General features: G+C 59.1%; 13 protein-coding genes. All 13 read right to left on the reverse strand.

Going from position 1 to position 13750, the window contains the following annotated elements; translation table 11 throughout:
* Positions 1-8: 8 nt before the first annotated feature.
* Entirely contained in the window at positions 9-1070 is a 1062-nt protein-coding gene (locus tag C3938_RS17410; RefSeq protein ID WP_105104457.1) for a glycosyltransferase family 2 protein, read from the reverse strand.
* Positions 1058-1486: a GtrA family protein gene (locus C3938_RS17985; RefSeq protein ID WP_267893060.1), complete on the reverse strand. Its 429-nt coding sequence runs from the start codon at positions 1484-1486 to the stop codon at positions 1058-1060. The genes C3938_RS17410 and C3938_RS17985 overlap by 13 nt, the downstream gene beginning before the upstream one ends.
* Entirely contained in the window at positions 1473-2855 is a 1383-nt protein-coding gene (locus tag C3938_RS17420; protein WP_105104602.1) for a glycosyltransferase family 39 protein, read from the reverse strand. Before C3938_RS17420 ends, C3938_RS17985 begins: the two co-directional genes overlap by 14 nt.
* 149 nt (positions 2856-3004) lie before the next feature.
* A complete protein-coding gene (locus C3938_RS17425) occupies positions 3005-4405 on the reverse strand; it encodes an isoprenylcysteine carboxylmethyltransferase family protein (protein WP_233998971.1) in 1401 nt (466 codons plus the stop codon).
* A gap of 169 nt (positions 4406-4574) precedes the next feature.
* Positions 4575-5477: a sulfite exporter TauE/SafE family protein gene (locus tag C3938_RS17430; protein ID WP_105104459.1), complete on the reverse strand. Its 903-nt coding sequence runs from the start codon at positions 5475-5477 to the stop codon at positions 4575-4577.
* The gene (gene ccoS / locus C3938_RS17435; protein ID WP_105104460.1) at positions 5477-5701 is read right to left on the reverse strand and encodes a cbb3-type cytochrome oxidase assembly protein CcoS; all 225 of its coding nucleotides are present in this window, start codon (positions 5699-5701) and stop codon (positions 5477-5479) included. Before ccoS ends, C3938_RS17430 begins: the two co-directional genes overlap by 1 nt.
* A 74-nt stretch (positions 5702-5775) precedes the next feature.
* Entirely contained in the window at positions 5776-8286 is a 2511-nt protein-coding gene (locus C3938_RS17440; RefSeq protein WP_105104461.1) for a heavy metal translocating P-type ATPase, read from the reverse strand.
* 4 nt (positions 8287-8290) lie between these two features.
* Positions 8291-8833, reverse strand: coding sequence for a FixH family protein (locus tag C3938_RS17445; protein WP_233998972.1), 543 nt, complete (start codon positions 8831-8833; stop codon positions 8291-8293).
* Positions 8834-8894: 61 nt separating this feature from the next.
* Positions 8895-10310: a cytochrome c oxidase accessory protein CcoG gene (gene ccoG / locus C3938_RS17450; RefSeq protein WP_105104463.1), complete on the reverse strand. Its 1416-nt coding sequence runs from the start codon at positions 10308-10310 to the stop codon at positions 8895-8897.
* Between the two features lie 151 nt (positions 10311-10461).
* Positions 10462-11370, reverse strand: a complete 909-nt coding sequence (gene ccoP / locus C3938_RS17455; protein WP_199775644.1) for a cytochrome-c oxidase, cbb3-type subunit III — start codon at positions 11368-11370, stop codon at positions 10462-10464.
* Positions 11367-11591 carry a cbb3-type cytochrome oxidase subunit 3 gene (locus C3938_RS17460; RefSeq protein ID WP_105104464.1) on the reverse strand — a complete coding sequence of 75 codons (225 nt, stop codon included), beginning with the start codon at positions 11589-11591 and terminating at the stop codon, positions 11367-11369. Before C3938_RS17460 ends, ccoP begins: the two co-directional genes overlap by 4 nt.
* Before the next feature lie 15 nt (positions 11592-11606).
* Entirely contained in the window at positions 11607-12224 is a 618-nt protein-coding gene (gene ccoO / locus C3938_RS17465) for a cytochrome-c oxidase, cbb3-type subunit II (protein WP_105104465.1), read from the reverse strand.
* Between the two features lie 12 nt (positions 12225-12236).
* Positions 12237-13703, reverse strand: a complete 1467-nt coding sequence (gene ccoN, locus C3938_RS17470) for a cytochrome-c oxidase, cbb3-type subunit I (protein WP_105104466.1) — start codon at positions 13701-13703, stop codon at positions 12237-12239.
* Positions 13704-13750 lie beyond the last annotated feature (47 nt).

Raw genomic sequence — 13750 nt, forward strand, 5'->3', positions numbered from 1 at the left:
TCCGGCGGTCAGTCCGATACGTTGTCGTACACCTGAGTGTTCAGGCTGCGGATACTCGCCCCCCGGGACTCGACATCCGCAGCCAACACCGGCTCCGCGCCGACCACCTCCCGCAGGTGGAACCGGGGTCGGCGCTTCACTTCTTCGTAAATTTTCCCCAGGTATTCCCCTATCACTCCCAGGCACAACAGCTGCACACTGCCAATAAACAGCACCGGAACCATGATTGATGCCCAGCCCGGCACCACGGAGTTGGAGAAAAGTTTCACCGACAAAACCCAGGCGATCAGCCCCAGTGCCAACCCACCAGAAACCAGACCGAGCACGGTGATGGCTCTGAGTGGCGCAATGGAAAATGCGGTAACCCCCTTCCACGCCAGCGACAGCATTCGCCGCAACGGATATTTACTCTCACCCGCCAATCGCGGCCTCCGCGCGTAGGCCACAGAGGTGGAGCGGAAACCGAGCTCACGCACCATGCCGCGCAGAAAAAGGTTGGTTTCCGGATACTGCAGCAGGGTATCCACCGCGCGCCGCGACATCAGACGAAAGTCCGCGTGATTGAACACCAAGTCCACACCGAGAAGCTGCATCAGGCGGTAATACCCTTCCGCGGTCATGCGCTTGAACCGGGTATCACTCTCCCGCTCCTCACGTACACCGTAAACAACTTCAAAGCCGGTGCGATAGGCATCCACCATAACGGCGATGTTTTCCGGCCCATCCTGCAGGTCCGCATCGATACTGACGACCATATCTTCACAGGTCTGCGAGAGGCCGGCGTACAGCGCATTTTGATGGCCGCGATTGCGTGAAAGTGCTACGGCTACGATACGTTCGTTTTTACGGGCAAGCGTTTCCAGCATCGGCCAGGTGGCGTCACGACTGCCATCGTCCACGAAATAGATTTTTGACAGGGCCGAGATCCGCCCTTCGCTCTCCAACTCCGCCAGTACTGCCAGCAATTCCGCAGTGGTTTCCGCGATCACCGCCTCTTCGTTGTAGCAGGGGACCACAACGGCAAGGGACGGCGCCGATGACGCAGCGGCAGAGTCAACTACGGATTCCATTGCGGCTCCCGATAGATCCAGAATTGATGCAGAAGAAAGTTACCGACCAACGTGATCAGCGTTGCGACCACCTGAGCCAGCAAATAAGGTAAAAAATACAGCATGACTGAAAAACACACCGTGTTGCTGGCCAGACCACAGGACGCGACCACGGCGAACTTCGGCAGGGCCTGTCCGTGATGCGCACCACCGCCGAACGTAAAGTAGAAATTAAGCAGGTAGTTCGCTATCGCCGACAGACAGAAGGCCAGTGCAGATGACACCACCGCATTCAGTGCAGCCAGTTCCACCAATGCCGCCAACAGCAAATACTGCAATCCGGTTGCCACTCCGCCCACCGCGGCAAAGCGCCCTGCCCGTTCCAGCCAATGCCACAACCGACGCGGCACAGTAACGTCACTGTCAGGCCGTCGCATCGTCTGTTTCTCGCCGGATTTTCCGCTCCGATAACGTCGAGGTAGAGGGCAGCAGAGGATCAATTGCCAAACCACCGTCGGCCAGCCAAGAACTCTCACCTGCCACAGTGTCATCCCGACGCGCGCGGCGGCGCATCACACCAAGCAGCAATATCGCCTGAGTGAGCAGCAGTCCCTCCGCCGGTTTGCGATACCGCCCTTCATTGACCGCAATGGGCAGCAGCCCCTGTACCAGTATCCAGGTCATCAGCACTGCCGTGAACAGGCGCGTACCGCGCAACCGGCGCCAGTAAAAAACCGAGCCCACAACCAGCAACAGGGTCAACGGCGTCCACAGCCAGCGGCTCTGGTGATTGACGGCTTCGAGCCAGCGTTCGCGGTTGTTATCTGGCCAGGATGAACCGAAAAACAGATATATCAGGTTCTCTCCCGTCAGCGACAGATACCGCTCCATTGTCCAGGGATACCTTTCGAGAGCGCGGTTCCAGTCATCGGCGCCGTTTTCGATGCGGACGCGCGCATGCACCTGGCCATCCCGAGAGGTGGTCCAGTCACTCAGAGGAGCGAGAGGCCGTTCACCCGTGGAGGGCGAGCCAAACCAGTAGTTCCACTGCGCGCCCTGTCGGCTGTAATGCACGTGGATTTCCCGTTTGCCGGATCGCAAGTACAGCGCCACCAACTGGCCTATACCGTGGGGAGAGACCATATGCATGACCGCGTAACTGCGGTACGCCAGCGGCCCCATCAACAGGCCGAGCAGAAGCAGGCTGTAACCCGCCTTCGCCAGCTTTCGCGACTGCACCAGCCACAACCAGGTAGTAACGACTGCCGCCAGTGGAATGGCAATGCCCCGCGTCAACCCCGCCAGTGTCCACAACACAACCATCAACAGAAAGCTCGCCAAGGTTTGTTTGCGTCGGCAGCGCCAGCTGGCATAAAGCGCAGCCCCCAGCAGAGGCAACAGCAGGGTTTCCTGCATGAAATAGCTGTAGATCGCAATCCAGGATGGCAGCAGGGACAACGCGGCCCAGACTGCGGTCGCCTGCATACGCCCGGGCAGAAGTTCACGCGCAAAGCGGTACCAGATCCAGGGAGTCAGACATGCCAGCAGCGCAGTAAAAAAGGCAACCAGCAGTGGTTCACCCAGAGTGAGTTTGGCCAGCACCCCCACATAGACCTGATACATCACCGGATCGGTGAGCGTCATGGGATCGCGCCGCAGGGTCTCTGTGCCCTGCTCCCAGTGGCGCTGGGGGTCACTCCAGATGTGATCCATGGGATTGTGCGTGAACACCTGGTCCACCCGCAGCCAGATTCCCAGGATAATCAGCAGGTAAAGCCCGGCATACCCCCACCAGCGGCGATCCATCCGGCGCAGACCGGGCGGCACCCGGCCCCAACTGTCAGCGGATATTCCGCGCCACCCGCCACCTGCGGAAAACCCGACACGGCATTGGCGCCACCAGTGCGGAACTGCCGTGAGCATTCTCACCATCTGCCGTTACTCCCCGGCTTCGCTCAGGAGCTGGCCGGCGCGGTGACACCGGCAGGGACGCTGCCGGTCACCAGCGGTGCAGGCGGCGGCACATCCGCCCCACGGTAAAACAGGTGGCCATGACCAAAGCGCAGCAGTGGGAACCAGCGACCGAGAAAGGCAAACATGCCCCGCTCACCGATGTAATTGGCATAAGCCACATAAGTGGGATCCCATGACAGGTGGCGCTCCTCGGTGCGCGCGCGCATGAAATAGATGAAGTTCACCATCAATAGCAACAGTGAATGGCGCAGCGCTTCCGGTACGCTGGCACTTACCATGAACGGCATGGAAATCATCCACCAGGAGATATTCTTGCTGATATATGCCGGGTGCTTGGTATAGCGATAGGGGCCGTTAGTGAGAATGCCGCGATGGGTCAGGTTCGAGAAACGGATACCGAAGGGAATACTGGCCCACACGTAAATGGCAATCAGTAGCAGAATGACCGAACCCCAGATTCCGTATGCCATCGGTGTATCCCAGAACCAGAATCCCCAGGCAGGGGCGTCGTCATATTTGAGATAGGTGCCGGAAAACAGACTCCAGAACGGCTGGTAGCCGATCAGCGCCACACCCCAGCCGAGAAAGCTGGGTTCCGCGGTACGGATATGGGAATCAAACAACCGCAGGGTGCACACATACCCCACGGTGACAAACAGCAGGTCGATATAAAACAGGAAGTTGAAGGTAAAATCGAAGACTGCCTTGAAGCTGTCCAGAAGCCGCGAGAAATCAAATGCCAGCAGGGTGCCGAGGTTGTTCCCCATATACACAAACATCAGCGGCAAGAAAAACAGCTTCACCAGCCAGCCCAGATACAGTTGCCCGATCGCCTTGCCGGAAATACCGCGGCGCTTGCCCAACAGCCAGCGGCCAAGATGCCAGTAGCTGTCTTTGGGATCGAGCATGGCGCCGTCCAGCAGATAGAAATACGGCACGGCAAGCAACAGCCACCAGGGCAGAACTGCGCGCACTACCGAGAAGTAGTTGTCGTAAAAGGAACCGTGATACTCGGGGAACAACCAGTACACAAAGGCCACGGAACCGACGGCGAGATAAAACCCCAGCAGTTTCACCGCCGTGCGGCCCAAGCTGTAATTCCTGCGCCCGAAATCCAGCCCCGCCGAGGGATTGCGATAGGGCTTCAGGATCAACCACTCAAGCACGATGATCGGCAGCGCCAAAGCCACCGCCACAATGACCAACGCGTGGGTTTTCACGTCCAGATCCTGGCCGTAGGCGCGAAGCCAAACGACCGCCCCCAGTGAGATTGCCAGCGCAAACAGGTTGATCCAGATACTGGTGGGCGAATTCGGGCAGTCCTGAGCCACCGCAGAATCCACACCCGACTTTCCGCGCACTTTGTTTTTTATTTTTTTCATATGCCATCCAACTGTCACTTGGCAATCTCCGCGCGAAGCCCACAGTGACGTGAGCCGCGACCGCCAAAGCGGTCAGGCCAGAAATTGCACAGGCGCCAGTGTACCCCTAACCTTCGGAATCTGCCACGCCGAGGGAAATGCATCGAAGGAGCGCAAATAAGAGCGGGATTCAGTTCCCAGATCCGGCGTTAAAATCCTCACCCGGGTGATGACTACCGTGGTGCTGGTGTGAATGTTCGTCTTGGTATTCGCCCCGTTCGCGATTCTGAGGCGCACGCGGCGAAATCCGATCCTCGGCGTGATGCTCCGAGTGATGTTTGGAGGTAGTTTTGGAGGTAGTACTGTGCTCGCCAGTGTTGTCGGCACCCTGTCGCGCTGCATGATACCCATCGTGGTCACCGTGATCGCCATGTCCCAGCGCGCCCCAGATAGTCCAGATGCCGAACAGTAACACCAGCACCGCCATGGACAGGCGGACACCGCGTCTGCGCACCGTCTCCCGCAGGCGTGTGGCCGCGAAGCCGGTAGCGAGTACCGCGGGCAGTGTGCCGATCCCGAACGCGAGCATGGACAGCGCCGCCTGCCCTCCTCCACCCTGGGCCAGGGCAAAGGTAAGCGCGCTATACACCAGGCCACAGGGAAGCCAGCCCCACAGCGCGCCAAGCGCCATGGCGTGAGCCGTAGACTTGACCGGCAATAACTTCCGCGACAGTGGCTGCAACCCGCGCCACAGCGGAGAACCCGCACGCTCCAGCCATACCAGGCCGCGCCACCAATCCGCCAGGTACAGTGCCATGGCGATCAGCATGCATCCTGCCAGCAGGCGCAGAGGGGCGAGGCTGCTGGCGATATCGGTCGCTACATAGGCGCCCAGCAGACCGACCAACAGCCCCATGAGGGTATAGCTGGCCACACGCCCAGTGGAATAACCCAGCAGGCGCGGCCAGGCGGGCTTCTGCCCGGGCACTGCCAGCCCGAGAGCACCAGAGATCCCCCCGCACATACCGATACAATGGCTGCTGCCCAGGAAACCGATGACCAGGGCGGCGCCGAGGCTGCTCCACTCCGGCATCAGCGCTCCCCCGGAGGGCCGTCCGGTTTCGATGTTGCGGCGTCTATCGCTTCCCCCGGCTGGTATTTGCCAGTTTCTCGCGGCAGGTCGTCATCAAACAGGATGCGCCGCCCCTCGGTCTCCAGATCGTCGTACTGCCCACTGTTGACCGCCCAAAAGAACAGCTTCAGCGCACCGGCGACAAAAAGAATCACCAGGGGGACCAGCAGAAAAATACTGTCCACGATTTACCTCAAACATATTTAGCGGCGCCTAACGCGGCAAAAAACGGCCCTGAGAACCTGCTGCCTCGCCGCAGTCAGACCGCCGGCTGCCAGTGGGACAGCCGCAGGGCGTTGACCACAACCACCAGGGAACTCAGCGACATGCCGATAGCCGCCGCCCACGGCGGTACCAGGCCGAGAAACGCCAGTGGTAACGCCAGCAGATTGTAAAGAATGGCCCACGCCAGATTCTGGCGAATAATTGTGCGGCACTTGCGCGCCAATGCAAAGGCCCTGGGCAAGGCACGCAAGTCTCCCTGCAGCAGGATGGCATCCGCTTGCGACTGCGCCAGATCTGCGGCGGACATCATCGCCACCGACACATCCGCGCCGGAAAGCACCGGCACATCATTGATGCCATCTCCCACCATCAGCAGGCGCTCTCCGCTCGCCTGTAGCGCCTGTAAGTGCGCGAGTTTCTGCTCGGGGGATGCACCGGCGCGATAGGTTTCGATACCCGTCAGCTGCGCCAACCGCGGTACCTCCACAGACTGATCGCCACTCAGTAGCTCTGACGCAAGCCCCTGCTCCCGCAACTGCGCCACAGAAGACGGCGCACTCTCGCGCATTTCGTCCCCCAGTCCCAGCCAGGCCAGCGGCCCGCGGGAATCCCCCAGCAGTAGCCACTGCCCAGACGCCACAGGCACCTGCGGGTGCACAGCCATGCTGCCGAGAGGATCCAATACAAAGTCCGCCCGCCCAAGACGGTAGTGCTCACCGCCGCAGATACCGGATACACCGCGCCCGGTCACCGAGCGCAGCTCTCGCGCCGTGCGCCGGCCAATCCAGGGGCTGAAGGCCCGCGCCAGTGGATGATTGCTGTGAGCTTCGAGGGCGGCGGCGATCTCCCGCACATCGACCTCCGCCACACCGGCACGCAGGGGAACAATCGCCCGCAGTCGCGGCTCGCCTTCCGTAAGAGTCCCGGTTTTGTCGAAAATCACCCGGTTGAGTCCCGGCAGCGCTTCCAGCACATGCCCTCGCGCCACCAGCAGCCCCAACTGCTGCAGGCGCAGAGTCGCAGCCGCCAGCGCCGCCGGTGTCGCCAGAGACAGAGCGCAGGGGCAGGTCACCACCAGTACCGACAAGGCGATCCAGAAGGCCCGGTCCGGCGCCTGCTGCCACCAGAATACGAAAGCTGCCACGGCAATACACAGTACTGCGGCAATAAACCGCCCCGCTAACCGGTCCGCCAACGCGACCTGTGAAGGCTTGTCCAGCTGCGCGCGCTCCACCAGCTTTTCTATCGCCGACAACCGGGTACTCTTACCGGCAGCACTGACCTCCACGGTGAGCGAGGAGTCACCATTAACGCTTCCCGCAAACACGGAGCTCCCAGCGGTCTTTTGCTGCAGGGCCGATTCACCGGTAAGCACGGACTCATCAACACCACTTGCGCCGTCGATCACCACACCGTCTACGGGGATGGTATCTCCAGGGCGCAGCAGTATTTGGTCGCCAACTCTGAGGGCCGAAACCGGAACCGACTCAAGCGAAGATTGATCCCCCTGTTCGCCCCTCTGTTCGCGCAGGCGCTGAGCCGCCAGCGGCAGCAACTGGGCCAGACCGCCGCTGGCAAGCCCGGCGCGGTGCCGCGCGCGCATTTCCACTGCCCGTCCCAGCAACAGGAAGAAGGTGAACATGGAAATCGACTCGAAATACACCTCACCGGTTTCAAATACGGTGGCATAGACACTCGCCCCATAGGCGAGGCCGATGGCGAGGGAAACCGGCACATCCATCACCAGCTGGCCTGTGCGCAGTGCCCGCCAGGCCGCCGCAAAGAACGGTTGCGCCGCATAGCAGACCACCGGCGTGGCGACCACCAGCGACACCCAGCGGAAGAACAGCTCGAATTCGCGCTCAATACCTTTTCCGGCGCCGAAATAGAGGGCAATCGCGAACATCATGACCTGCATGGTACCGAGCCCAGCCACGCCCAGACGACGCATGGCGGCGCGTCGCTCCTGCAGAATAAGGCGCTCGCTGTTGGCAGCGGTAGCGGGTGCCGGGCGATAACCGATGGCGGCGAGGGAGGCGAACAGCCGGCTGACGGGCACTTGCTCCGGGTCAAAGGCAATCTGCGCGCGATGGGTACTGGCATTGACCGACACCCGGTGTACACCCGGTATCTGTTGCAGCTGTTTTTCGATCAGCCACACGCAGGCGGCGCAGGTAATACCGCCGATCAACAGGCTCGCTACCCGCAGTGGCGCAGCCTTCTCAGGGCGCGAACCTCCATCAAGATCGCGCACAAACTCGCTCTGGACCTCGCGCAGGTCGTAGGCACTCCAACGGTCGGTCTGCGGTGCCAGCTCCGGGCGCTGGCTGCTCTGCTCGCGAAAGCGGTAAAAGTTGTCGAGCCCACCGGCCACGATGGCACCCGCTACCGCCTCACAACCGGGGCAGCACATGGGTCTGAGTGTGCCGTCAATCCTGACGGAGAAAGTACTGCCCTCTGCCACCGGTAAACCGCAGTGATAGCAGTCTACGGGACCCGTCGCGGTGCGGGCGGACGTAGACAGGGGCGCGATAGGGGCGGTCATAGGCTTACTGCTCGGCGGGCTTCAGGGGCACTCCGTTGCCGATGTCGAAATTGATTTCCCCTTTGAGCCGCCACGGCGCTTCCCGGAATGCGTCGGGATTCAGCTCAGGAATCACCTGCACATACCAGCGGTGCTGCAGCGGAGCCTCCACCCGACCACGGTAGCGGCCGATGGACTCCTGCTCCAGCAGGATATGCGTATCCAGGTCTGCCTCGACCGGATGGCTCAGGGACAGCAGCAACTTCTCTGGGTATTCGAGCTGACCGCGAAGGTCCAGTGTGACAATGCGGTCCTCAGGCAAGAACAGCAGTACTCCCGCCAGGCCCAACTCTCGCGCACGCTGATCCTGCTCGGCGCTGAAGTGGTATAACCGGCTCTCCTTGTAGTAGGTGTCGCTCACTACGTCATCGCCGTGGCGCACCGCAATGGAAACCATGACGAAGGACACCGCGATCACCAGTACCAGCGGCGACATGACCAACCAGAACCAGGGCTCCCGGTACCAGGGTGCCGGCGCGTCCGAATGTTTCTCTGCAGTTTGAGGCACTTTGTGTTCAACCATCGTTTGCTAATGCATGTTGGGCAACCGCGCACGGAATTGCCGGAATTCATTTGGGACCGATAAATACGGTTTTATGGCGGTCCCCAAGTTCCGGGGCATCCTTGGCCTGAATCACGATTTCGATATCGTGCTTGGTTTCCTTGAGCTGCTGCTGGGGCACACTGACACGGATGGGCACGGAGTATATCTCCCCCGGATTCACCCTGGTGCCTCGCTGCATACGCAGCGAGTAATCGTACCCGTCCTTGCCCTCGACATGGATGCTGAACTCGTGAGGCTTCTGATCCATATTGTTGATTTTGACCGTGTAGACATTCTGCACCAGCCCCTGAGATACCCGGTACATACGCGCACCGCGGTCTCTCAGCACTTCCGCCTGCACCGGGCTGCGGGTCACCACCTGGTGCGCAAACAGTCCTGTCATCAGCAGTAAAATCAACGCATAGCCAAACAGCCGGGGGCGTGCAAAACGGGTTTTGGCACCTTCGAGTTCATCTTCGGATGTGAAGCGGATCAGACCTCGGGGGTACTCCATCTTGTCCATAACGCTGTTACAGGCATCGACGCAGAGACCACAGTTGATGCATTCGTACTGCATGCCATCGCGGATATCGATATCCACCGGGCACACCTGCACACACCAGTAGCAGTCGATGCAGTCACCCATACCCTGGGCTCTGTAGTCGACGTTTTTCTTGCGCGGGCCTCGCGCCTCGCCGCGACGGGCATCGTAGTAGACCGCCAGGGTATCCTTGTCGTACATCACCGACTGGAAGCGCGCGTAGGGGCACATGTACTTGCATACCTGCTCGCGCAGGAAGCCCGCATTCATGTAGGTGGCAAACGTGAAAAAAGCTACCCAGAACACGCCCTGAGGATGCGCATTGAAGGTCGCGAGATCCACCACCAGATCGCGGATTCCATAGAAGTACCCCACAAAGGCCAGCGCTGTAGCCAGGGAGATAAACAGCCAGATGGCGTGAGTGCCGCTCTTGCGCAGTACTTTTTCCACGCCCCAGGGCGATGCATCCAGCTTCATCCGCTTGCTGCGATCCCCCTCGCACACGCGTTCGGCCCAGATGAACATCAGCGTCCACACCGTCTGCGGACAGGTGAAGCCACACCACACCCTGCCCAACCAGGTCGTAACTGCAAACAGTGCAAAGGCCGCTATGATCAACAGCCAAGCAAGCAGGAACCCGTCCTGCGGGCCGAACGTGGTCCAGAGAATATGAAACTGTCGCGCGGGGAGATCAAAATGCACCGCCTGGTGCCCATCGATATTGAGCCAGGGGATGAAGAAAAACGCCAATAACAATGGCAGCCCGGTGTACTTGCGAATACGGGTGTAGACGCCGCGAATATGGCGGATGTAGACCTTGTCATCAGACTCGTAGAGCATGCGATAGCGGACTTCACCATCGCCATCCTGCTCTTCCCGTGTGGGTATTCTGTCGCTCACAACACCTCGCTTCCCGATTGTTCGGGATCGGGATATGACTGCAGATACATGCAATGAGGCTTGTTATTCTTCCCTGCGATGCCTTTCCCGGCCAATGCAAGTGGCGGCATCGCCGCCACTTTTCCTTCAGATCAGTTTGCTCGCTTCGAACTCACTGCTGGACTTCATCCTGGCGAGACAAACTGTAGACATAGGCTGCCACCAGACGGATTTTGTCTTCACGCAGTTTTTCCTTCTGCGCAGGCATATGGTTGCTGCGACCGCCACGAATCGTGTGCTGGATTTCTTCACGGGTACCGCCGTAAAGCCAGATATCGTCGGTCAGGTTCGGCGCACCCAGCGCCTGATTGCCTTTGCCGTCCATACCGTGACAGGCCATACAGACCGTGCCAAACACCTGCTTGCCTTTCTCCGCCATGGCTGCATCGTGCTCGAGGCCGTTCATGGCCAACACGTATTCGGCGGCATTCTTGACACCGGCCTCACCAATTACCGGACCTTGTGGCGGCATCAGTCCCTGGCGACCATTGTTGAGGGTTTCCAGAATTTTTTCCGGGGTGCCACCGTACAGCCAGTCACCGTCAGTCAGGTTCGGGAAACCGTAGTTGCCACCACCGTCAGCGCCGTGGCAAACGGCACAGTTGTTGGCAAAAATCCGCGCACCCATTTTCAGGGCTTCAGGATTCTCGGCAATTTTCTCAATCGGCATATCTGCGTATTGTCCAAACGTCTCCTTGAACTCCGCCTGGGCTTTGGCCTGATCGGATTTCAGGGCACCGACGGAAGTCCAGCCTGAGATTCCCTTGAAATTTCCCATGCCCGGGTAAATCACCAGGTATGCGGCGGAAAATACCAGCGTCAGAATGAACAGAAGAAACCACCACTTCGGCAGCGGGTTATCGTACTCTTCAATGCCATCGTAAACATGGCCGGTAGTACGGTTTTCCGGGTCTTCCTGGTCGTCAACCGCCACTTTGCGGTTGGCAAACAAAACCCAAGTGACCAATATGAGATTGGTAAGGGTGAGCACAATTACCCAGATACTCCAACCTGTACTCATTTGTCTTGCCCCTGTTCCTGTTTGGCTCCGGCTTCATCGTCGGAGCGGGATTCGCTCTCGTGAGCGCCCTTTTCAGTTGATTCCTGTTCGTCGGCGAATGGCAGTTTGGCGTCCTCCTCGAAGCGCTTTTTACGCTTCGGAGAAAAGGCCCACCAGCAGATTGCCAGAAAGGCAACTGCCCCCAGCACTACACCTATCTGCCGCAAAATATTGATATCCAAAATGTGGCCTCGCCCTTACCGCTTTTGCTGAACCAGAACGCCCAGCTGTTGCAGATAGGCCACCAATGCGTCAATTTCGTGAACGCGACCGCCGATAAACGGCTTGCTGGCGTTGGCGATATCTTCATCGGTGTAGGGAACACCAATGGCACGCATCGCACGCATTTTGTCTGCGGTGTGCTCGCCGGTGATCACATTGTCAAACAGCCACGGATAGGAAGGCATGATGGATTCCGGCACCACATTGCGCGGATCGTACAGGTGCGCGCGGTGCCACTCATCGGAGTAACGGCCGCCTACACGGGCCAGATCCGGTCCTGTGCGCTTGGAGCCCCACAGGAAAGGATGGTCATAAACATATTCCTGTGCCATCGAGTAATGACCGTAACGCTCCACTTCCGCCCGCAATGGACGAATCATCTGTGTGTGGCAAACATGGCAGCCTTCACGGATGTAGATGTCACGCCCTTCCAGCTCAAGCGCGGGGAGTGGCTTGAGGCCGGCGAGGGGTTCATTGTTGTTGGTGGTGAAGAACTGAGGAACGATCTCCACGAGAGCGCCAAAGCTGATCGCGACGATGATCAGCACAATCATCAGGCCGATATTCTTTTCTACGATGTCATGATTTTTCACGATACGTTCCCCTTATGCCGACTTCGCTGCGGGCAGATGTTCATCGTGACGCACCTCAGATTCTTCGGGTTCGTCAGTGATGGTACGGAATACGTTGTACGCCATCAGGAACATACCGGTCAGGAAGAAGGCACCGCCCAACCAACGCACGATGTAACCCGGGTGGCTTGCGATAACACTTTCAACAAAGCTGTATGTCAGGGTGCCGTCGGCGTTGAAGGCACGCCACATCAGGCCCTGGGTAATTCCGTTCACCCACATCGCCGCGATGTACAGCACGGTGCCTACCGTCGCCAGCCAGAAGTGCGCGTTGATGAGGCTGACGCTATACATCTGTTTGCGATTCCAGAGCACCGGTACCAGGTGGTACAGGGCACCGATAGAGATCATCGCAACCCAGCCCAACGCGCCGGAGTGCACGTGACCAATGGTCCAGTCGGTGTTGTGGGAAAGCGCGTTCACGGTCTTGATCGACATCATCGGACCTTCGAACGTGGACATACCGTAGAAGGACAGAGATACCACCAGGAAGCGCAGAGTCGGATCAGTGCGCAGTTTGTGCCAGGCACCGGACAAGGTCATGATGCCGTTGATCATGCCACCCCAGGAGGGTGCCAGCAGGATCACGGACATGATCATAGCGAGACTCTGAGTCCAGTCCGGGAGTGCGGAGTAATGCAGATGGTGGCCGCCGGCCCATACATAGATGGAGATCAACGCCCAGAAGTGCACGATGGACAGCTGATAGGAATACACCGGACGACCGGCCTGTTTGGGCACGAAGTAGTACATGATGCCGAGGAAGGCCGCCGTCAGGAAGAAACCTACGGCGTTGTGGCCGTACCACCACTGGATCATGGCGTCCTTGGTGCCGGAATAAAGCGAATACGCCTTCCATGAATCCGCGCTGATCGGCATCGCCAGGTTGTTGACGATATGCAGCACGGCAATGGTGATGATGTATGCCCCAAAGAACCAGTTCGCTACGTAGATGTGCGAAGTGCGGCGCTTGGCAATGGTACCGAAGAACACCAGCGCATACGCAACCCAGATCAGCGCAATCAGGATATCCAGCGGCCATTCCAGTTCGGCGTACTCTTTCGCGGAGGTAATCCCCTGCGGGAGAGTGATGATCGCACCGACAATAACCGCCTGCCAGCCCCAGAACGTGAAGGGAATCAGCCAGCCGCCCCAGAGACGGGTCTGGCAGGTACGCTGCACAACATAGTAGGAAGTGGCGAACAGGACACTGCCACCGAATGCGAAAATCACCGCATTGGTATGCAATGGTCGCAGACGACCAAAGTGCGTAAAGGGCTGCCAGATGTCGTTTAACACAGGCCAGGCGAGCTGCGCGGCGATCAATACGCCGACACCCATTCCAACAATACCCCAGACCACCGACATAATGGTGAACTGGCGCACAATGTTGTAGTCATAGTCCGGCAACTTGCCGGCCTCTGCCACTGTTGTCGTCATTGTGTTACTTCCGTTGCTTTTAGAAATTCGTTTCCGTCAAACGCGAG

The organism is Microbulbifer pacificus (assembly GCF_002959965.1).
Taxonomy (GTDB): domain Bacteria; phylum Pseudomonadota; class Gammaproteobacteria; order Pseudomonadales; family Cellvibrionaceae; genus Microbulbifer; species Microbulbifer pacificus_A.